We start from the raw sequence: 20,261 nt of genomic DNA on the forward strand, positions 1-20,261 counted from the left end.
TGTAGGCGTTTTGTTGGCATGATCGCCCGCGTGACTGCAGACCCGGCAACCGTGAGCGTCGCACCCCGCACGAAGCCCCCTTCGGACCGCATGTTTCCGGGACGATCCTGGTCGGGGCTTCTCCCGGGCGTGCTCGTCGTGAGCGCGACGCTCATGCTTGCGATCCTCGTCGCCGGGGTCGACCTCGTCGACGCCCTGCTCTTCACCGGGTACGTCCTGGCGTTCCTCACCTTCCCGGGCACCGTGGTGTGGCGAGCGGTCGCCAAGCCGGGCCCGAGCCTCGGCAACGACCTGGTGCTCGGCACGATCCTCGGGCTCGTCCTCGAGGCTCCGCTCTACGTGCTGCTGCGGCTCTTCGACCTCACCCAGCTGATCTACGGCTATCCGGTCGTGGTGCTCGTCGCCGTGGTGGCTGTCCTTCGACGCCGCCGCCGGGTCGGTCGGGTGGGTCCCGTCGTGATCGGCAGGGCGCGGCTGTGGTCGTGGGCCGGCGCGGCGGTGGCGGGCGTACAGGTGCTCCTGGCTGCGAAGTACGTGTGGTCGCCGCGGCCGATCGACGCGTTGCGGGCCCCGTACGTCGATGAGCCCTTCCACCTGGCGATCGCCGGCGATCTGCTGCACCACTTTCCCGCCCAGATGCCGTGGGTGGACGGCACCCCGCTCTTCTACCACTGGCTGGTCTATGTCCACGTGGCGTCGGCGGCGACGGTCACCCACATCGAGCTGATCGTGCTCCTGCGCAGCCTGTCGATCGCGCTGCTCGTCCTGCTCACGGTCGGTGGAGCGTACGCAGCGGCGACCCGTCTCACCGGAAAGACGTGGCCCGGGTTCGTCGCTGCTCTCGTTCTTGCCACGGGGGTGACCCCGGACTTCTTCGGCTGGACGAGCCTGGTCAGCCCCGCGCAGCTCGCCTTCGACTCCGTCACCCGGGCCTTCGACAGCCCGACGCACGCTCTGGTGATGCCGCTCCAGATGGTGCTGATGGTGCTGATCGTCGAGACGGTCCGGCGCGACCGGTGGCGATGGTGGCCGTGGTTGCTGACGGTGGCAGTCATGGTGGCGGTGGCCGGCGCGAAGTCGTCCGCACTGCCGACCGTCATCGCCGCCCTGTTCCTCGCGCTGGTCGTCGCAGTCGTGCTGCGTCGGATGCAGACGGTCCGCACCCTCGGCATCCTGTTCGGCTCGGCCGTCGTCGTCTTCCTGGTCGCTCAGCAGCTGTTCTACGGCGGTGGCACCCGGGCGACCGGCATCGATCTCAACGGGAGCACCGTCCAGCGCCTGGGCATCCTGATGCTGCCGGAGGGCGAGAGCCTCCCCGGGTCCGCACCGGTGTCGATCTGGATCTCCTTCACCGTCGGGTTCGTCCTCGTCGCCGTGCCGGTGATCGTGGGCCTGCTGCGGGGTGGCTGGCGACGGCCCGACCGCGTCTTCCTGGCAGGCACCTTCGCCGCGGGTGCCGGCGCGTTCATGGTCCTGAGCCATCCGGCGCTGAGCCAGGCGTACTTCCTCCTGGGCGCCGCCGGGTTCTTCGCCGTGGCGACGGCTGTGTCGCTGTCGGACATCGTCCCGGACGACCTGTCGCGGCGCGACGGCCTCCGGATCGTCGGCTGCGCCGCTCTCGGCTGGCTCACGGTCGTGTCGGTGAGACTGCTGACGGGCGGTGACATGCCGGCCAGCGGCTCGGCCTTCACACCGACGCTGCTGACCCAGCTCGTCATCGGGTTGCTGGTGCTCGTCGTCGCGGTCGCCGCCGTGCTGGTGTACGCCAGGCGCTCGGCGATCGCGGCGGTCCCGGCCGTCGTGGCGCTGATGCTGGGCGTCGTGCTCTCCGGGGCCCCGCAGACCGTCGCCCTGGCCACCATCGGGCCGGCGGTTCCCCGGGAGTCCGACACCGACATCATCGGCCCGGGGGGAGTCGCCGCCGCACGGTTCGTCCGCGAGCGCTCGCAGCCGGACGACCTGATCGCGACCAACGCGCACTGCATCGGGCTCCCCGTGCCCGACTGCGACCGCAGGAACTTCTGGATCGCGGCGTACGCCGAGCGCCGGGTCCTGGTGGAGGGTTGGGCCTACATCGACCCGCTCGTGGTCGGGCTGCCGTCCACCGATCTCAACAACTCGGCCTACCTGCCGTTCTGGGACCCCGAGCTGCTCGCGGCCAACGACGCCGCGATCACGGACCCGTCACCGGCAACGATCGCGACGCTACGCGACGAGTACGGGGTCGACTGGCTCGTCGTCGACCGTCGTTACCGGGCCGACCTCCCCGGCATCCGCCGCGAGCTCGGCCAGCCACGCTTCAAGCGCGGGCTCTACTCCGTGTTCGACCTGCATCAGGAAGGCGGCCGCTGACGATCGAGGGCTGTCAGCGGCGCAGGACGCCGCGGAGCAGCCTGCGCCGCGGCGGTGGCGCCGCTGCCCTCCTGCGGGCGCGGGCCTCCTCGACCTCCCGCTCGATCTCCTCCGGCATCGTGTGCAGGCCCTGCATGACCAGCTTCACGACCTGCATCACCTCATCACCCGGGATCGAGGCGTAGTCGCCGATGTTGTAGTCGGGGAAGCTGCTCTGCTCGATCATCTCGGTGAAGGAGAAGCCGCCGAGCTTGCCGATGAGGAGGTTGTCCTCGCGATAGTCGTCGAGAAGCTCCTGGCGGAACTCGGGGGTCATGTAGACCGCGCTGGTGTCGTTCCAGCCGAGCTGGGTGGCCCTGGTGACGAGCTCGCCGCGGAGGATCTGGATCCACTTGAGGCGCGTGGCCTTGTAGGAGTCGACGCCGCGGAGCCGGCCCCGCATCGGTGCCGCGGCCACGATCGGAGCCAGGTGCCGCGCGGTCTCGACGGTCCGCCAGCCGGAGCCGACGTTGCTCGAGGCCGCCCCCTCGCCCTGGATCGGGAGCTCGCACGTGCTGAGGAAGTCCGCGACGGCGTTCCCGTGGCGCAGTTCCTTGCGGATGAAGGGGCGAAGCCGCAGGTCGACGTCGGGGATGGCCGTGGTGATGGTGTCCGCGAACTGCCCGTAGCGCAGGAAGCTCATGTCGAGGGGTGACCATTCGCGGAAGTCTTCGAAGGGGAGATCGACCAGCTCGGCGTGCTCGGGTCTCATCACCATCAGTCGCTCGACGTAGAAGGCGTTGTAGAACGTGGCCTGGTCGCGGACGTAGTGGACCCAGCGGACCTTCGCGCCCGCCTGGCGGGCGTACTCGCCGATCGCGCTGATGTGCTCGGGCTTGAGCAGCGAGAACGCCTCGCAGGAGATCACGGTGGTCTCGGCGGTGCCCGAGGCGATCGACTCGACGAGCTGCTCCCACGTGCCGAGGGAGGGCGTGAAGAGCACCTCGCCGAGGAGCTGGGAGTAGAGGTTCTGGTGCTGGACGCTGTGCGTGCCTCGACCGATCGTCGGGTACGCGACCTCGGGAGGCAGGTTCCCCTCGCGGCTCGCGCGGGCGAGGAAGGTCTGGATCGCCGTGCTCCCGGTCTTGAACGTGCCGGAATGGACGATCAGAGTCTTCTGCATGCACCTCTCCATATGTCGCTGCTGGGATGGGGTGCGGCGCGACGTCCCCGCGTGGCACGAATCTTACCCGCCGGGGCTTATCGGCCGAGCTTCTTCTGCTCGATCTGAGCGTTGATCGCGACCAGCTCGGGATGGGCCTCCAGAAGGGCGACGATGCCACCGGTGTCGAGACGATGGGCGTCGTGGTCCTCGATGAGGACCTGCAGGAGCCTCAGGTCCTCGGGGGTGTCGAGGGTGATCCGGTACGCCGAGGCGTCCCGCTCCCACGGCAGGTTGAGCTGGGGCCGGGCGTCGTCGGTGTAGAGCCACGGCGTGACGTGCTCACGGTGAGGCGTCTCGGTCGCGAGCCGGTCGGCCTCCAGCAGCGCCTCCGCGGAGAAGACCTCGAAGTCGAGCCCTCGCGGGTAGGTGCGCGCCAGGGCGTTGCTGGCATAGAGCGCGGGATCGCCGGCGGCGGCCCAGGCGTCGATGCCGCGGCGTACGACCTCGCCGTCGATCAGGGGGCAGTCACTGGTCACCCGGACGACGACGTCGGGCTGGAACTCCCGCACGGCCAGCGCGAAGCGCGACAGCACGTCGTGCTCGCTGCCGCGGACCACGCCGGCGCCGAGCTTGTCGGCCAGGACGGCGACCGGATCGTCGTCGAGGTTGGTGGTCGTCGCGACGATCACCGGCAGCCCGGCCGCGGTGAGCCGGGCGAGGTGGTGCTCGAGCATGGTGACGCCCGCCGCCTCGAGAAGCACCTTGCCGGGGAGGCGGGTGCTGGTCATCCGCGCCTGGGTGATGACCGCGGTCTTCACAGGACTCCGACCAGCGTCTCGACGACCTGGTCGACCTGGTCGTCGGTCAGGTCGGGGTACAGCGGCAAGGAGAGCTCCTCGGCGTAGAACGCCTCCGCGTTCGGGCACATCCCGCGCCGGTAGCCCAGGTCGGCGTAGACCGGGTGCCAGTAGACCGGGATGTAGTTGACCTGTACGCCGATGCCGGCCGCCCGCATCTTCTCGAAGACCTCGCGGCGACGGTCCTCGAGGATGCGCACCGGATAGAGGTGCCACGCCGGGTCGACGCCCTCGCGCCGGACCGGCAGCCGCAGCCCGTCGACGTCGGCGAGCGCGTCGTTGTAGCGGGCGGTGATCTCGGCACGCCGCTGCTTGAACCCGGCCAGGCGAGTGAGCTGGGAGAGTCCGAAGGCGCACTGCAGGTCGGTGAGCCGGTAGTTGAGCCCGAACTCGTGGACCTCCTGGTGCCACGGCCCCTCGTCCTTGATCCGGAACCGGTCGGCGTCGCGCATCAGCCCCACGAAGTGGAACTCGTGGGCCCGTTGCGCGATGGCGGGATCCTTGGCGACGACGGCGCCACCCTCGGCGGTGGTGAGGTTCTTGGTCGGGAAGAACGAGAGCGTGGTCAGGTCGGCCAGGTCTCCGACCGGACGCCCGTCGGAGAAGCCACCGATCGAGTGGGCAGCGTCGGCGAGAGTCAGGGCGCCGACCCGGTCGGCGATCGGCTGCAGTGCGGCGTAGTCGGCCGGGTGGCCGGCGTAGTCGACGGCGGCGATCACCGTGGTGCGGTCGGTGACGAGCGCGTCGACTGCGGCCGGGTCGAGGAGGGCGGTGTCCTCCTCGACGTCGGCGAAGACGACCTTCGCGCCGAGCAGCGAGGCCCCCGACGCGGTCGCGACGAACGTCATCGGCGTGGTGACGACCTCGTCACCGGCACCCACGCCGGCGGCGGCGTAGGCGATGTGGAGGGCAGCGGTGCCGGAGGTGCACGAGACCGCCCGGTGCCCACCGACCAGGTCGGAGAGCGCCCGCTCGAACGCGTCGACCGTCGGCCCGGTGGTGAGCCAGTCGCCCCGCAGGATCGCGGTGACAGCCTCGATGTCGTCCTCGGAGACCGACTGGCGGCCGTAGGGCAGCATGCTCAGATCCCCGACTCCAGAACCTTGCGGAGGTCCTCGGCGTCGTACCAGATGTCGTTCTTGTCCGAGGCGCAGTGGAAACCGTCGGGGACCGGCACGGCGTCCATGATCGGCTTGTAGCCCCACTGCGGGTTCTCGGGCTCGATCACGTAGTACTTCCCGTCGCGGATGCTGACCGCGCGGCGGCCCTCCTCCGGGCTGATCATCTCCTCGTGGAGCTTCTCGCCGGGGCGCAGCCCGATGTCGACGAGCGTCGCGTCGGGTGCGACCGCCTTGGCCAGGTCGACGACCTTGTGGGAGGGGATGTGCGGGACCAGCAGCTCGCCGCCCTGCATGAGCTCGAAGGTGTCGAGCACCATCTGCACCGCCTGCGGCAGCGTGATCAGGAACCGGGTGCACCGCAGGTCGGTGATCCCGAGCGGCTCGCCGCGCTCGGCCATCGCCTTCCACTTCGGGATGATCGAGCCGCGCGAGCCGGTCACGTTGCCGTAGCGCACCACGGAGAACCGGGTCTCGTAGGAGGAGGCGTAGTTGTTGCCGAGGATGAAGATCTTGTCGGCCGTCAGCTTGGTCGCGCCGTAGAGGTTGATCGGCGAAGAGGCCTTGTCCGTCGAGAGGGCGACGACCTTCTTGACGCCGGCGTCGATGGAGGCCTCGACGACGTTCTGCGAACCCAGGACGTTGGTCTTGATGAACTCGAAGGGGTTGTACTCCCCGGTGTCGACCTGCTTGAGCGCAGCGGCGTGGACGACGTAGTCGACACCGTGGAGCGCCCGGTGGAGCCGGTCGCGATCGCGGATGTCGCCGATGAACCAACGAAGCCTCGGGTCGTTGCCGAACAGCTGGCGGCACTCGTACTGCTTCAGCTCGTCGCGCGAGAAGACGATCACGCGCCTCGGGTTGAGGTTGTCCAGGACGTGGCGGATGAACGCCTTCCCGAACGAGCCTGTCCCGCCGGTGATCAGGATGCTGGCGCCATCGAGAGGATGGTTGATCGGGGCGTCGGACTCTCGAACGTCCGAATTGGGCACTGTCACAGGGATGCTCTCTACTCTGGGCCTCACTGGTGCGCCAACGACACGGCGCGCAAAAGGTGACACATGCCGTGCCGTCCGCCGAAACGGACGAATCCGAGAGGTTGCGCATACATGTCCGTGGGATCGGTCGAGACCGAAGGTCGTTGCGTGGCCATGGTGTGTGACGCCGGTCCCGATGTCGGGATCGGGCACGTGATGCGCTGCCTGGCCCTCGGCGAGGAGCTCGTCGCCCGAGGCGTACGTGTGGTGTTGGTCGCGGACCTGGGGCGGGTGCCGTGGGCCGCGGAGCAGGTGCGATGCCGGGGGATCGAGATCGCATCGCCGGGACCGGGCGATGTCCGCGACGTTCTCACGCGGCTCGAGCCGTCCTCGGTGGTCGTGGACTCCTATCTCCTCCCGGCCTCGGTCTACGCCGACCTGAGGGGACGCTGGCCGCTGCTGGCGCTCACCGACGGCGACCCGCGCGGACGGGAGGCCGACCTGTACCTGGACCAGAACCTCGGCGCGGAGGCCTCCACCTGGCCCATCCCCGAGGGGTCCAGGTATCTCGGTGGTCTCGCCTACGCCCAGCAGCGACGTGACATCGTCCGGCAGCGGCCGAGCGCGCCCAAGTCCGCCGCCGACGAGCACACGCCCCTACGGGTGCTGGCGTTCTTCGGTGGGACGGACGCCTTTGGCGTCTCGCCCCGGGTTGCGCGCCTGGTCGTGCGGTCCGGGGTCGCCGTGGAGCTGACCGTCATCGCGGCCACCCCGGAGCTGGCCGAGCAGATCGCCGGCATCGTGCCGGCGCCCGGCCAGTCCGTTCGGGTGATCGGGCCGACCGACACCCTGGCCGAGCTCGTCGCCGACGCCGACGTCGTGCTCAGCGCCGCGGGGACCTCGGCCTGGGAGCTCTTCTGCCTCGGCGCCGCGGTCGGGTTCGTCTGCGTCGCCGACAACCAGCAGGACGCGTACGTCCGAATGGCTGCCGACGGCCTGGCTGTTGGAGTGGCCACGCTCGATGAGCTCTCCAGCGATCCGTCTGCTGCCGTTCTCCGACTTCAGCAGCTCCTCACCGACCCGGATCACCGCGCCCGCCTTCGCGCCCAGGTCTGGTCCAGAGTCGATGGCCTCGGCCCCGCCCGTGTGGCCGACGCTCTGCTGTCTCTGTCCAAACCTCGCCGAGTCGGCTCGTCTTGACCAAAAACCTCGCCGAGTCGGCTCGTTATGACGAGCCCACTCGGCGAATCGGTTGGGTCAGACCAGGTCCCAGCTCAGGGGCGTACCGGCGGAAGCGTCCTGGGTGAACGGACGGCCGATGACGATGTCGATGTCGGCCGGCGGGAGACCATCGGCGGGACGTACGGATCGGACGTTGTCGGGGGAGGCCAGCTCACCGGCCTTCACGTCGCGGGTGACGAAGAGCGAACGACGGAACCGCAGGCCCTCGCGCTCGGCCGACTTCGGGCCGATCCGGGCCTCGCCGAGCGCCTGCCAGGCGATCCTCGTCTCGCTGACCAGCGCGGCGAACTCGTCCGGCTCCAGGGAGAAGTCGGAGTCGACGGCGCCGTCCGCGCGCGAGAGCGTGATGTGCTTCTCGATCACGCACGCGCCGAGCGCGACGGCCGCGACCGAGGCGCCGATGCCGAGCGTGTGGTCGGAGAGGCCGACAGCGACGTCGAGCCCGTCGCGCAGCACCGGGATCCCGCGGAGGTTGGAGGCCTCGGGAGGAGCTGGATAGGACGCCGTGCAGGCCAGCACCACGAGGTCGTCGTTGCCTGTCGCCCGTGCCGTACGCACCGCTGCGTCGATCTCGGCGAGCGTCGCCGTGCCGGTGGAGATGATCGTCGGCAGCCCGGTCTCGGCGATCGCGCGGACCAGCGGCAGGTCGGTGATCTCGGAGGAGGCGGACTTCAGCATCGGCACCCCGAGCCCGACCAGGAAGTCGACCGCCGTGGGGTCGAAGGCGGCGGAGAAGGGGACCATGCCCAGCTCGGCGGCCAGCGCGAAGATCGGCTCGTGCCACTCCCACGGCGTGTGCGCCTCCTCGTAGAGCTCGTGGAGGCGGCGGTTGGGCCACAGCGGGTGGTCGGCCGAGAGCCGGAAGGCGGGGGTGTCGACGTCCAGGGTGATGGTGTCGGCGGTGTAGGTCTGGATCTTGAGCGCGTGCGCACCGGCCTCGCCCGCCGCCCGCACGATGTCGAGCGCCCGCTCCAGGTCGCCGCCGTGGTTGCCGGACATCTCCGCGATCACGAACGGTTCGTGCCCGGGACCGATCAGCCGGTCGCCGACGGTGATCTCGTGGGTGGTCATCGGGCCACCTCCGTAGCGCGAGCGCCAGAGTACGGACGCGGCCCGATGAAAGATCTGATGGTCGCTCGCTGATGCTCGCTCATTACTGCTCCTTGCCGGAACGTCGGGTGGGTCGGTCGTCGCGGTGCAGCCGGACCGGGATCGCTGTCACCGAGGCGTCGCCGACGGTCTGCTCGAACGGCTCGCCCTCGGTGAAACCGAGCCGGCGGTTCATCGCGCGCACGGACTCGTTGTGGGGGAGCACCTCGCCCTCGAGGACGTCGACGTCGAGTCCGTCCGGCTCGGGGGCGAAGGCGTACGCCACGGCCTCACGCATGATCTTGGTCCATGCCAGCAGCGCGGTGCCGTCGGCGGTGGTGCCGTCGTGGTCGAGGTAGAAGCCCCACGAGGCGGTCCTCGCGGCGGGGTCGTGGTCGAAGTAGGTCACCACGCCGAGGGGACGGGCGGCGTACTCGAACATCAGCACCCGCCGGGTGGGGTCCTGGGCGACCCGGGTCCACCAGGCGGCGTGCTCCTCGGCGGTGATCAGATGCTGGTTGATGCTCACCGAACGGTTGGCCTCCTGGTTGCGCCAGGCCAACATGTTCGGCAGGTCGTCGGCGGTCGCCCGTCGTAACATCGATCTCCTCAGACGTCAGGGAATGCGCGCTCACGTTACTCGCACGTTCAGGACCGGTGAGGTTTTCCTCGCCGGGCGTCACGATATGGTCCGAGGCCATGGAGACTCTCGACCGACCGGCGATCCGCAAGCTCATGGCCGAGGTGTTGGCCGTGCAGGGGAAGACCCTTCCGGACGACGACACCGCGAAGCTGGCCGACATCGGTTTCCGCTCCCTCGACTTCTCCGAGCTCGCGCTCCGGGTCGAGGACGAGATCGGGGACGAGCTCAACTTCGAGGCGGCCGGGCTTCGCTCGATCGAGACGATCGGAGACGTGCTCGACCTGCTCGTGGAGATCCAGGGGCAGTGATCGCCGACAACCTCGTCGTCGACGCCGCGAGCGGTAGCCGTACGACGTGGCGTGAGCTCGCGCAGCGGTCGGGCGGGACGCGACCGACACCGACGGCGTACGCGGTCGAGCGCAGCATCGATGCGCTGACCGCGGTCGCGTCATCGAAGGACGGCGGCGAGCTGCTCGTCGTCGCCGCCGGACGGCTCGATGACTCCCTCGCGGGCGACCTGCGTGGGGCCGGCTTCGACCTCGTCGCCGGCGACGACGTCCAGGCGGCGACCAGCCCGCGCGCGGCCGAGGACGGCCGGGTCTGGTTGCTCACCTCCGGGTCGACCGGCCGGCCCAAGCGGGTTGGTCACACCCTGGAGTCGCTCTCGACCGTGACCGGCGAACTGGCCCCGCGCACCTGGCTGTGCCCCTACTCGCCCGGCACCTATGCCTGGTGGCAGGTGATCACTCTCGGGCTGGGCGTGCCCGGCCAGGACCTGGTGCTCGTCGACCCGGCCGACCTGGACGACTGGCTGGCGCCCGCGCTCGAGCACGGTGTCACCGCGGTTTCCGGCACCCCGACGTTCTGGCGGCGTACGTTGATGCGCCACGGCGCCGAGCTGCGGAAGCTGCCGCTCGAGCAGGTCACGCTCGGTGGCGAACCGGTCGACCAGGCGGTGCTGTCGCAGCTCGGCGAGGTCTTCCCGGACGCGCGCGTGTCCTGGATCTACGCCTCCTCCGAGGTCGGTGCCTCCATCGTCGTCCACGACGGTCGCGCCGGGTTCCCGGTGGAGTGGCTGGACCGCGACGTCCCCGGTCGCCCGCGACTGGCCGTGGTCGACGGTGAGCTGGTGATCACCTCGCCGCACCACGGCATCGACGCCACCGGCGCGGAGCTGGCCGGCGCCGTACGCACCGGCGACGCCGCCCGCGTCGAGGACGGCCGGGTGCTGGTCACCGGTCGCCTGGACCGCGACGAGCTCAACGTCGGCGGCTCCAAGGTGTCGGCCGGTGCCGTCCGGGACCTGCTGCAGTCCCACCCCGCGATCGCCTGGGCGGCCGTACGCGGCCGGAAGGCGCCGCTGGTCGGCACCATGGTCGTCGCCGACGTCGTCGCCGACCAGGACTCCGACGTGACCGTCGACGACCTGACCCGTTGGGCAGCCGAGCGGCTGCCCGAGTACGCCGTCCCGCGGCGCATCAAGATGCTTGCCGAGATCCCGGCCAAGGAGACGCTGAAGAGCGATGTCTGATTTCGAACCCTTCCCGCCTGCATCGGTCGTGCTGGTCTCGGGTGCCTCGCGCGGCCTCGGCCTCGCCATCGTCGCCGACCTGCTGGAGCGCGGTGTGAAGGTCGCGGCCTTCGCGCGCACGGTGACCCCCGAGCTCGAGGCGCTCGCCTCGAAGCACCCCGAGGCCACCCATTTCGGCTCGGTCGACGTGACCGACGAGAAGGCGGCCCAGGCGTTCGTCAAGGAGGTCGAGGCGACGCTCGGCGTCATCGACGGCCTGGTCAACAACGCCGCGATCGGGCAGGACTCGCTGCACGTGCACACCTCCTCGGACCGGATCGCGCAGATCATCGAGACCAACCTGACCGCGCCCCTGGTGCTCACCCGGTTCGTGCTGCGGCGCCTGATCGGCAAGGGCCTGAAGGGCCGGGTCGTCAACGTGACCTCGATCTGCGGCCAGCGTGGCTACCAGGGCCTGGTGGCCTACTCGGCCACCAAGGGAGGTCTCGACGCGGCGACGCGCTCGTTGGCCCGTGAGCTCGGTGGCCGGGTGCTGGTCAACGCGGTCGCTCCCGGGTTCTTCGCCTCGGAGATGTCCGCGGTGCTCGGTGCGAACCAGCTCGAGTCGATCGCGCGGCGTACGCCCTCGGGTGCGATGACCACCCCCGAGGACGTCGTGCCGACCGTGCGGATGCTGCTGCTCGAGCAGACCAACATCAACGGCCAGTCGATCGTCATCGACGGCGGCGGCTCGATCTGATGCTCGACGGCCGGCTCCGCGTCGGCAGCGATGCCGAGCTCGCCGGATATCGCGCCCGCAGCCACCTCCACGACGGCCGGGTGGTCGCCTGGGCGGGTTCCTACGACGTGCCGGTGGCGGTCGACGCCGAGGTGGACCGTACGGTCCCGATGGCCCTCGGGCGGCGGTTCGGCACCGACGGGTTCTGGGAACGATGGACCCGGGCGGAGTGCGTCGTGAAGCTCACCGGCCGTGGTGTCGTCGACATCGTGGACCTGATCGACGACGACGCTGTTCGAGGCGAGCGACCCGGCGCGGGAGTGTGCCTGAGCACCGTGCATCTGCCGGGCGACATCGTCGTCTCGGTCGGCAGACTCCACCGCGAGGGTTCCCTGTGGGGTATCGGCCGGAGTGCGGGAGACTGTTCGTTCGCCTGTAACCTCTGAGTTCGATCAGATTCGCGGGCGCGTCATCCGGGACGCCCTCGTACCGAGAAGGAATGTGCATGGGTCAGGGAATCGTCGACGTCCTGCGTCGCGCCGAACGAAGGATGCCTCAGGGCGTCCGTCGACTGGCTCGTGACGCCGGGCATCGCGTTCTCGGCCACGAGCGCGGTCCGCTCGTCTCCGTCGTGGTGACGGTAACCGACCAGGACAAGCAGTACCTCGCCGAGTCGCTCCTCTCCGTGCGTGAGCAGACGCACACGACCCTCGAGATCCTCATCGCGCCCTATGGCGAGGCCAGCGTGGTGAGCGACCAGATCCTCGGCGACCTCCCCGACGACTACCGCCTGCGGCTGCTGGACAGCTCCGCGACGCAGGCCGAGGCCCGCGACCGTGGCGGCCGCGCAGCGCGGGGAGGCTACGTCTGCTTCCTGCTCGCCGCCGACCTCCTCACCCCCAACGCGATGCGTACGCTGGTCACCTCGCTGGAGGCAAGCGGGTCCGATCTCGCGGTCGGTCGCATCGAGAGCCGCCAGCGGCTCTCCCCGCCCGTGGTGCCGGCTTACGACCTCGTGCACGCGGAGAACCGCTCCGGTCTCACCCTGGACGAGTTCCCGGAGGCGCTGAGCGATGTCGGCGTGAGCAACCGGCTCTTCCGCACCTCGTTCTGGCGCCGGCAGGGCTTCAGCTTCGGCGGCCGTGGCGGTGCCGACGCGGTGGGGTTCGACGGCTACCTGAAGGCCAACCGCTTCGACGTGGTCACCGCGCCGGTCTGCGTGGACATGGACCGTGCCGACGGCACCCCGGTCGAGCAGCTCCACGACCAGACCCTCGGGATGGAGGAGTGGATCGAGCAGACCCGGTCGACCTGGGTCGCGATCGGCGAGCTGGACTCCGGTCTGCGTGATCACTGGGCGCTCGGCGGGCTCGCCGGCCGCGCCAACACCATCCTCGGTGACGTCGAGCGGATGAGCGCCGAGCAGTGGACCAGCCTGCGTGACCTCGTCATCGAGATCGAGCGCGACGTCTCGTCGGAGGTGTGGCTCAAGCTGCCGGTCGAGGTGCGGGCCCGGCTGACCTACCTCATCGCCGACCGGCGCGAGGAGCTGACCGCGTTCGTCGCGTCGCGCTGGTTCGAGCGGGGCAACCTGCGCACCAAGGTCGTGGGCGGCCAGGTGCGCGGGATCTTCCCCGACACGGACCTGCCCGAGGCCGTGACGACGCTCAACGAGCACGAGACACCGGCGCGGGTGCTGGTGCGAGACGTACGCCCGCTCGACTCCGACCGGGTCGTGGTCGACCTGGTGGCACGGATCGAGCTCGTCGACCTCGCCGAGACGACCCCGTTCTTCACCGCGCGCCTGGTGCCGGACCTGGTCGACGCCGACGACGAGGACGGCGCCGCGAGTGATCCCGACGCGACGCTTCCCGAGCCGATCGACCTGACCGTGACGTCGCGACGTGACGAGCAGGCCAACATGACCATCGGGCACAAGTACCAGGACTACCGCGCCGGCGGGTGCCGCGCCGAGATCGACCTCACCCGACTCACCGCCGGGCGCTGGCACCTCGAGGTCACCGTCGGCGTCGACGGCGTCGTCCGCACCACCAGCGAGGTCCAGATCGACACGCGCGGCCCGGCGGGCAACCTGGCCACGCGCTACCGGCCGAGGGTGCACACCTCCGCCGGCCTGTCCGTGGCCTGCGACCGCTTCCTGGACCAGCTCAGCTTCCGCGCCGTCCCGACGACGGCCACCTCCTTGGAGCAGGCGCAGGTCGAGGGCCGCACCGTCTCCCTGACACTGGCCGGCGAGCTGCCGCAGGCCGTGCGGGCGATCGGTGGCGGCGTACGCATCGAGGCGCCCGTCAAGGACGGCAAGGTCACGCTCAGCCTGCCCGCCCATGGGGCCGTCGAGCCCGGGACGCCCGCCGCCTGGCGGCTGGAGACGCTCCAGGACGGGACCTCGGGCCGGATCGTCTGGACCGACCCGCTCGGGGAGCCGTGGGCCGGCGAATGTGGTGGCAGCGTGCTGGCCTCGCGTGACGGCCGCGGCTACACCCAGATCATCGAGGTGGCCGACACCGTCGCCATCGACCGCGTCGAGCTCGGCGAGGGCCGCATCACCGTGCGGGGCCGCTGGCTCAGCTCGATCCCGAAGCACGCCCGGTTGACCCTCGCGGGCTCGCGGCACAGCGAGACCGTCAAGATCGACACGGGCCCCGATAGCAGCACCGCCTCCTTCGAGGTCGTCTTCTCGCTGCGCTGGAACGAGTGGGGCCTGGGCGAGTCCGTCCTGCCCAGCGGTGTCTACCAGTTCCAGCTCACCTGCGGTGCCAAGCGCCCGGGCAACGTACGCCACACCACCGCGTTCCTCGAGCACCAGGCCGAGTTCCAGACCAGTGACGAGGTCCGGCTGCGCCCGGTCAACGGCAACGGCCCGGGGATCACCCTGCAGCCGCCGATCCCCGTCGACCACGCCGGCAGCTACGCCCACAACCTCGCCCGCGAGCGCGTCCTGGCGGCCGAGGAGCCGATCGACGAGTCCGCGGTCTACCTCTCCACCTACGCCGGCTCGACCGCCACCGACTCCCAGCTCGCGATCCACGAGCACCTGCGTCGCACCCGGCCCGACCTCACCCTCTACTGGGGCGTCGCCGACCACGCCTCCCGGGTCCCCGAGGGCGGCATCCCGGTCGTGCTGCAGAGCCCGGAGTGGTACCGGGTCATCGGCACCGCGAAATACCTCGTGCAGAACATCGACTTCGACCGTTGGTGGCGAAAGCGGGAGGGACAGCGGTTCCTGCAGACCTTCCACGGCTACCCGGCCAAGTCGATGGGCCTGCGGATGTGGCGCGCGAAGATGTTCTCGCCGCTGCGCTGCGAGGCCGAGCTGGACCGTACGACCGCCGGGTGGGACCTGATCCTGACCCCGACGCCGGAGATGGACCGCTACTACCGCGAGGAGTACGCCTACGACGGCCCGATCCACAGCGAGGGCTATCCGCGCGACGACGCGCTGGTCCGCCCCTCGGCGGCGGACGACCGCGAGCGTACGCGCAACCTGCTCGGGATCGGCTCCCACCAGAAGGTGGTCCTCTACGCCCCGACCTGGCGGGACCACCTGGCGCTCAACTACCGCTCGGCGAAGATGGTCGAGCACCTCGACGTGGTCGCGGCCAGCGAGGCGCTGGGCGACGAGTACGTCATCCTCCTGCGCGGTCACCGCTTCAACTCCAAGGGGAGCGAGCGCAGCGAGCGCACCGCCCGGATCATCGACGTCACCGACTACCCGGAGATCAACGACCTGATCCTGGCCTCCGACGCGGCGGTGCTCGACTACTCCAGCCTGCGCTTCGACTTCGCCCTCACCGGGCGGCCGATGGTGTTCCTGGTGCCCGACCTGTCCGACTACACCGGCGGCATCCGCGGCTTCCTCTACGACTACGCCGACACCGCCCCCGGGCCGATGCTCGACACCGCCGAGCAGGTCGTCGCAGCCCTGTCCGACCTGGACCGGCTCGAGGCGGAGCACCGCGACCGGATCGCCGCGTTCAATGCCAAGTACCAGTACACCCAGGACGGCAAGGCGACCGAGCGGGTCGTGGAACGGTTCTTCGACAAGCCCTGAGGGCTTCGCACAGAGACAGCGATGGCGCGGCCCCTTGCGGGGACCGCGCCATCGCCGTGTCTACGGGCTCAGCCCAGGATCACGGCAGCCGGGCGAGAGCCGGCTTGTTCACCGAGGTCTTGTCGGGGATCGCGTTCCAGCGCTCCGGCAGGACCACGCGGTGCGGGCCGACCTCGAGGAGGAGCGCGTTGCGGTAGGTCATCCCGTAGGTCTCGACATAGGGCGCCAGCGAGGCGAGCAGGCCCTTGTCGCGCCACTGGGCGGCGTCGAGCACGAGCACCTCGATGTCGAAGGCGTCGAAGTCGAAAGCATGCCGCTGGTGGCCGTCCCGACGCAGCTCGGCCGCCTCGGTGGTGCGCTCGGCCTGCTTGTTGGCGGCGGCGTGGATCTGCTGGAAACCGCTGATCCCGCGGGTGCCGACGACGTCGGCGGCGGCCAGCAGGTTGCCCGCCAGGTCGGTGTCGGCCAGCCCGGCGATGTCCTCGGTCAGCACGGCGGAGACCGGGAGGATGACGAGCTTGTCGACGTCGGGCAGCAGGTCGGCGACCACGAGCCGCTCGACCTGGCCGATCGGGAGCGTGCTGCCGTCGGGCTGCTTGATGCCGTCGAAGCCGGAGACGTCCAGCGCGCTGAGCGTGATCCCCGGCCGGGCGAGCTCGTCGAGCCGCAGGTCGGCGCCGCCGGTCTGGACCCACAGGTGGACCGGACGCGACGAGTGCGCGGCGATGGACTTGATCAGCCGGCGCAGCTTCGGGCGCTGCTTCGGGCGGGCGGAGACGGCGACGTGGATGGCGTCGGCCGGGACCTGCTCCGGGGTGTTGACCGGGTTGCTGCGTACGTCCTCGGCGATCGAGCTGACCAGCTCGCCGACCTTGCGGGCGCCGGCCCGGCGCTGACGGGCGATCTCGACGTCGGCGGCGTTCATCTCGCGCCACTGCGCGTAGACCTCCTCGACGCTGGCACCGGAGAAGATCTTGGTGAGGATCGTCTCGAGCCGGTCGTTCATGCTCTCCCGGATGCCGTCGAACTCGGCGGGGGTGAGCGGGTTGAGGCCGGCGAAGCGCGGGTCGGAGAGGTTCTTCGGACGGAAGTCGATGTCGATGCCGATGCTGCGACCGGGCAGGTAGCAGTGCAGGCGGCTGGTGACCAGCGTGTGGTGGTCGCGGCGGTAGCCCTCGAGCATCGTGATCGCGTCGTCGATGTTCTGCACGAACGGGCGGAACCGGACCTCGTCGAGGCCGCCCTGGGCGTAGGTCGGGGCGCCCTCGGGGATGGAGCCGTCGAAGACGTCGACGTAGCCGACCGGGGCGTCGGGACCGGGCAGCTCGTCTGCGTCGGGGAAGACGGTCGAGACCGTGGTGGTGAGGCAGCCGGAGAAGAAGGCGGGCACGCCGACGGAGAGCAGGATGTCGACGGTCGTCCAGTCGCGGCAGCCGATCGGGGCGTACTTCTTGAGGTACTCGATCGTCTCGTCGGTCATCATGGCGCGGGTGCTGCAGTGGAACGAGACGAAGATCGGGCGCAGGTTCTTGTGGAACGGCATCCCGTAGCGCATCTCGAAGATCGGGTGCATGTACCACCCGAAGCCGAGCATCCAGGTGTCCTCCGGGACCGGCTGGTACATCGACGCGTCGCGCTGCAGGGTCATCAGCTGGACCTTGGCGGAGAGGCCCTCGCGGACGCGCTCGGGGCGGACCCGCTCGCGCAGCCGGTTGGCCAGGTCGTCGAGCTCGGACTCGCCGGTGAACTCCAGGTCCTTGTGGCGCACCACGTGACCGAGGGAGGCGACGGTCTGGACGTGGTCGCCGATGTTGGCCGAGGCGCGGGAGCGGCCGGGGTGGCCGTAGTCGACGACGGCGTAGGAGACGGTGCCCTCCGGTGCGGCCGGGGCGTCGGGCTCGTCGTTGTCGGCCGCCACCCACGGGCGCAGCCAGTCACGGCTCTCGACGACCCACTTGGTGTCGCCGTTGGTGCCGTCGCCGACGGCCTCGTCGAGCCGGGCGTAGAGGCTGCGGGCCAGCTCCTGGTCGCCGAAGCCGAAGACGCGGCTGGTCATCGCGAGCCAGGCGCGCCCCGGGACGTCCGCAGCGCCGGACTCGGCGAGGTCGCGCAGGGTCGCGCGGGTCGTGTCGGGGTCGACGTGGAGGCCGGACATGACGTACTCGTCGGCGGCCTTGACGGCCCACGTCTCCACCGGGATGCCCTGGAACAGAGCCCAGGCGCGCTCGTAGAAGCCGCCGCCGGCGGCGTTCACCGCGCCGTCGAGGTCAGCGGCGACGACGAGCGGCTCGACCTCGATGGAGATCGGCGCCGGCTTCGCGGGCTGCGCTGTTCCTTCCGAGATGGACGGGACCCGGGCGGTCAGGCTCTGACGCAGGCGCTCGGGAAGCAGCTGGCGAGCGAGTCGTCGAGCTGGGCTGGCCATGGGACTCCTTCATTGATGGTTCGACGCAGTGTCGTCGGGCGGAGCCGCGATGTTCGCGGTCCGTTCACACGTTTCCCCCTATGATCCAGGCCGGATATCCTGCCCGAAGAATCGGCATTCCCCAAAGACGCCGACTAATCTCTGCGCATGCCGATCCCCAACCCCCACGAGCAGGTCGCGCTCCCCGAGGGCCGCTACCTCACGATGTGCAACGAGATCGCGACCAAGTTCGGCGGCCAGACGCGGGCAATGATCATGCGCAACCGCCTGATCACGCAGCACACCGGGATCCCGACCACGCTGCTGACCACCGAGTCGAAGCCTGTCTACGACGAGGTGCGCGCGGTGCTGCGCGAGTCCGGCCAGCTGATCGAGGGCATGGACCTCCTCAACCTCTACGAGTGGTACCGCCAGAACACCCCGACCGACGCGCCGGACGAGTCCGTGGCCGCGCTCGGGGGACGCCTGGCCGAGGTGGCCGGCACGACCACCTCGGACGTACTGCACCCCGACGGCACCGTCTACTACACCGCCCACTCACAGTCGGGGAAGGACCTGGCGCGCGACTACCGTCGCGCCGACGGGTCGATCTACCTGCGGGCGCCGGGTCCGGGTGCCCCGGCCGCGTCCCGGGTGCCCTACATCCTCACCGACACCGAGGGACGTCCGATCCGGTCCTGGGAGACCGTCGGCGGCTGGCTCTGGCACTGGCTCGAGATCCTCGCCGGCGACGCCGAGCGGGTCTTCTTCGTGACCGACTCCCGGTTCGCGCTGCGCGATGTCATGCCCCGCCAGGACGACCGCTTCTACTTCCTCCACCTCATGCACAACAACCATGTCGTGAAGGAGCGCCGCTGGAACTCCCAGCTCTCGGGCAAGTACTCCCCGCTGCTCGACAACATCCATGAGTACGACGCCCTGGTGAACCTGACCCATCGCCAGTCCGAGCACATCGCGATGCGCTACGGCGCGACCTCGCACCGGTTCGTCGTGCCCAACCCGGTCGAGCTTCCGCAGCTGCCCGAGACGATGCCCGAGCGGGAGCCGGCGACGTTCGTCACGGTCGCCCGGCTCGAGCCGCAGAAGCGCCTCGAGCACGCCATCAAGGCCTTCGCGAAGGTGATCGAGAAGCGGCCCGAGGCCAAGTTCCAGATCTACGGCGACGGCAAGCTCTACCGACCCCTCGCCGACCTGATCGAGACCCTCGACGTCGGCAAGAACGTCCAGCTCATGGGTCACGACCCGCGGGCCAAGGAAGCGCTGCTGCACGCCACCGGCTTCATCATGACCAGCGTCAACGAGGGCTACCCGCTGGCCACCCTGGAGTCGCTCTCCTTCGGCTGCCCGGTGATCAGCTACGACATCAACTACGGTCCGCGCGAGCAGATCAGCGACGGTGTCGACGGCTTCATCGTCGACGCCGAGGACATCGACGCCGTCGCCGACCGCTGCATCCGGATGATCGATGCCCCCGAGATGGTGGCCGAGATGTCCCGCAAGGCGCTGGAGAAGGCCGACAAACACACCTGGCGCGCGTTCCTCGAGGACTGGCGGGTCGCCTTCGAGGGTGCGGTCGCGCAGCGGCCGGGCCGGATCGAGAAGGCACGTGCCCGGCTCGACGTCCACGCCCTGGGCTGGGCGCGGCCGATGCCCGAGGGTGTCGCCACCCGGCTCCCGGGTCCGGCCAGCCGGCTGGGGCGCACCCAGGCCAGCTCGGCCGCCTTCCGTGACTCTCGTACGCTCCGCTTCGACGCCACGCTCCACGTGACGGGCGAGTGGCCGAAGGGTGTGATGGCCGATCGGATCGTCACCCTCGACGCCGTCTGCAACGAGACCGGCGAGGTGGCCGCGCTGCCGCTCGAGGTCTCGCCCGAGGGCCGGGGTGCCTTCCGGCTCGCCTCCCGGTTCGACCTGGCGGAGGTCTTCGAGGAGTTCTCCGAGGACGCGCGCAACCTGGACCTGCGGCTCCGGTTCACCGTCCACAACTGGAACTGGCAGACCAGGCTCGGCCGGCCCCGCGAGGTGCGCCCGAACTTCGAGGTGTCGTTCGGCCCGAACGACGTCCTGCACCTGCAGCGACGCTGATCGGCGCG

At 70.1% G+C, this 20,261-nt stretch carries 15 protein-coding genes; 8 read left to right on the forward strand and 7 right to left on the reverse strand.

All coding sequences use genetic code 11. The annotated features are described in order from the left end of the window. Window positions 1-138: 138 nt before the first annotated feature. Entirely contained in the window at window positions 139-2,352 is a 2,214-nt protein-coding gene (locus tag ABZ796_RS08695) for a hypothetical protein (protein WP_357336199.1), read from the forward strand. 13 nt (window positions 2,353-2,365) lie between these two features. Here the strand turns inward: ABZ796_RS08695 and ABZ796_RS08700 are convergent, their stop codons facing one another. The 4 genes from ABZ796_RS08700 to pseB all read right to left on the reverse strand — a co-directional run bounded on the left by ABZ796_RS08700 (window position 2,366) and on the right by pseB (window position 6,463). Next, window positions 2,366-3,514 carry a hypothetical protein gene (locus tag ABZ796_RS08700; RefSeq protein ID WP_357336200.1) on the reverse strand — a complete coding sequence of 383 codons (1,149 nt, stop codon included), beginning with the start codon at window positions 3,512-3,514 and terminating at the stop codon, window positions 2,366-2,368. A gap of 77 nt (window positions 3,515-3,591) precedes the next feature. Further along, window positions 3,592-4,314, reverse strand: a complete 723-nt coding sequence (locus ABZ796_RS08705) for a glycosyltransferase family protein (protein ID WP_357336201.1) — start codon at window positions 4,312-4,314, stop codon at window positions 3,592-3,594. Continuing rightward, window positions 4,311-5,432, reverse strand: a complete 1,122-nt coding sequence (locus tag ABZ796_RS08710) for an aminotransferase class I/II-fold pyridoxal phosphate-dependent enzyme (RefSeq protein WP_357336202.1) — start codon at window positions 5,430-5,432, stop codon at window positions 4,311-4,313. The genes ABZ796_RS08705 and ABZ796_RS08710 overlap by 4 nt, the downstream gene beginning before the upstream one ends. Window positions 5,433-5,434: 2 nt before the next feature. Continuing rightward, the gene (pseB, locus tag ABZ796_RS08715; protein ID WP_357336203.1) at window positions 5,435-6,463 is read right to left on the reverse strand and encodes a UDP-N-acetylglucosamine 4,6-dehydratase (inverting); all 1,029 of its coding nucleotides are present in this window, start codon (window positions 6,461-6,463) and stop codon (window positions 5,435-5,437) included. 117 nt (window positions 6,464-6,580) lie between these two features. Between pseB and ABZ796_RS08720 the strand changes: the two genes are divergently transcribed. Next, on the forward strand, window positions 6,581-7,648 hold the full coding sequence (locus ABZ796_RS08720) for a spore coat protein (protein WP_357336205.1): 1,068 nt from the start codon (window positions 6,581-6,583) through the stop codon (window positions 7,646-7,648). Window positions 7,649-7,705: 57 nt separating this feature from the next. Here the strand turns inward: ABZ796_RS08720 and pseI are convergent, their stop codons facing one another. Together pseI and ABZ796_RS08730 are read right to left on the reverse strand one after the other, a co-directional pair. Then, a complete protein-coding gene (gene pseI / locus ABZ796_RS08725; protein WP_357336206.1) occupies window positions 7,706-8,761 on the reverse strand; it encodes a pseudaminic acid synthase in 1,056 nt (351 codons plus the stop codon). Window positions 8,762-8,843: 82 nt separating this feature from the next. Further along, complete coding sequence (locus ABZ796_RS08730) at window positions 8,844-9,380, reverse strand: GNAT family N-acetyltransferase (RefSeq protein WP_357336208.1); 537 nt, start codon at window positions 9,378-9,380, stop codon at window positions 8,844-8,846. Between the two features lie 98 nt (window positions 9,381-9,478). Here ABZ796_RS08730 and ABZ796_RS08735 point away from each other — a divergent pair, with 98 nt between their 5' ends. The 5 genes from ABZ796_RS08735 to ABZ796_RS08755 are packed head-to-tail and all read left to right on the forward strand — an operon-like array spanning window position 9,479 to window position 15,743. Beyond that, entirely contained in the window at window positions 9,479-9,730 is a 252-nt protein-coding gene (locus ABZ796_RS08735; RefSeq protein WP_357336210.1) for an acyl carrier protein, read from the forward strand. Then, on the forward strand, window positions 9,727-10,953 hold the full coding sequence (locus tag ABZ796_RS08740) for an AMP-binding protein (RefSeq protein ID WP_357336212.1): 1,227 nt from the start codon (window positions 9,727-9,729) through the stop codon (window positions 10,951-10,953). The genes ABZ796_RS08735 and ABZ796_RS08740 overlap by 4 nt, the downstream gene beginning before the upstream one ends. Continuing rightward, the gene (locus tag ABZ796_RS08745) at window positions 10,946-11,692 is read left to right on the forward strand and encodes an SDR family NAD(P)-dependent oxidoreductase (protein ID WP_357336213.1); all 747 of its coding nucleotides are present in this window, start codon (window positions 10,946-10,948) and stop codon (window positions 11,690-11,692) included. Before ABZ796_RS08740 ends, ABZ796_RS08745 begins: the two co-directional genes overlap by 8 nt. Further along, window positions 11,692-12,117 (forward strand): hypothetical protein, encoded by a 426-nt coding sequence (locus ABZ796_RS08750; protein ID WP_357336215.1) that lies wholly within the window; start codon window positions 11,692-11,694, stop codon window positions 12,115-12,117. Before ABZ796_RS08745 ends, ABZ796_RS08750 begins: the two co-directional genes overlap by 1 nt. Window positions 12,118-12,176: 59 nt before the next feature. Then, entirely contained in the window at window positions 12,177-15,743 is a 3,567-nt protein-coding gene (locus ABZ796_RS08755; RefSeq protein ID WP_357336216.1) for a CDP-glycerol glycerophosphotransferase family protein, read from the forward strand. Between the two features lie 79 nt (window positions 15,744-15,822). On the opposite strand, the gene ABZ796_RS08760 is transcribed toward ABZ796_RS08755, so the two are convergent. Continuing rightward, window positions 15,823-18,168: a hypothetical protein gene (locus tag ABZ796_RS08760; RefSeq protein WP_357336217.1), complete on the reverse strand. Its 2,346-nt coding sequence runs from the start codon at window positions 18,166-18,168 to the stop codon at window positions 15,823-15,825. 147 nt (window positions 18,169-18,315) lie between these two features. Between ABZ796_RS08760 and ABZ796_RS08765 the strand changes: the two genes are divergently transcribed. Next, window positions 18,316-20,253, forward strand: coding sequence for a glycosyltransferase (locus tag ABZ796_RS08765; protein WP_357336218.1), 1,938 nt, complete (start codon window positions 18,316-18,318; stop codon window positions 20,251-20,253). Window positions 20,254-20,261 lie beyond the last annotated feature (8 nt).

It is taken from the genome of Nocardioides sp. NPDC047086 (genome assembly GCF_040643685.1).
GTDB lineage: Bacteria > Actinomycetota > Actinomycetes > Propionibacteriales > Nocardioidaceae > Nocardioides.

Coding starts and splice junctions, on each gene's coding strand:
- ABZ796_RS08755 (WP_357336216.1), top strand. CDS start 12,177: ATGGGTCAGGGAATCGTCGACGTCCTGCGTCGCGCCGAACGAAGGATG.
- ABZ796_RS08720 (WP_357336205.1), top strand. CDS start 6,581: ATGTCCGTGGGATCGGTCGAGACCGAAGGTCGTTGCGTGGCCATGGTG.
- pseI (WP_357336206.1), bottom strand. CDS start 8,761: ATGACCACCCACGAGATCACCGTCGGCGACCGGCTGATCGGTCCCGGG.
- ABZ796_RS08745 (WP_357336213.1), top strand. CDS start 10,946: ATGTCTGATTTCGAACCCTTCCCGCCTGCATCGGTCGTGCTGGTCTCG.
- ABZ796_RS08760 (WP_357336217.1), bottom strand. CDS start 18,168: ATGGCCAGCCCAGCTCGACGACTCGCTCGCCAGCTGCTTCCCGAGCGC.
- ABZ796_RS08700 (WP_357336200.1), bottom strand. CDS start 3,514: ATGCAGAAGACTCTGATCGTCCATTCCGGCACGTTCAAGACCGGGAGC.
- ABZ796_RS08765 (WP_357336218.1), top strand. CDS start 18,316: ATGCCGATCCCCAACCCCCACGAGCAGGTCGCGCTCCCCGAGGGCCGC.
- ABZ796_RS08750 (WP_357336215.1), top strand. CDS start 11,692: ATGCTCGACGGCCGGCTCCGCGTCGGCAGCGATGCCGAGCTCGCCGGA.
- ABZ796_RS08735 (WP_357336210.1), top strand. CDS start 9,479: ATGGAGACTCTCGACCGACCGGCGATCCGCAAGCTCATGGCCGAGGTG.
- ABZ796_RS08710 (WP_357336202.1), bottom strand. CDS start 5,432: ATGCTGCCCTACGGCCGCCAGTCGGTCTCCGAGGACGACATCGAGGCT.
- ABZ796_RS08730 (WP_357336208.1), bottom strand. CDS start 9,380: ATGTTACGACGGGCGACCGCCGACGACCTGCCGAACATGTTGGCCTGG.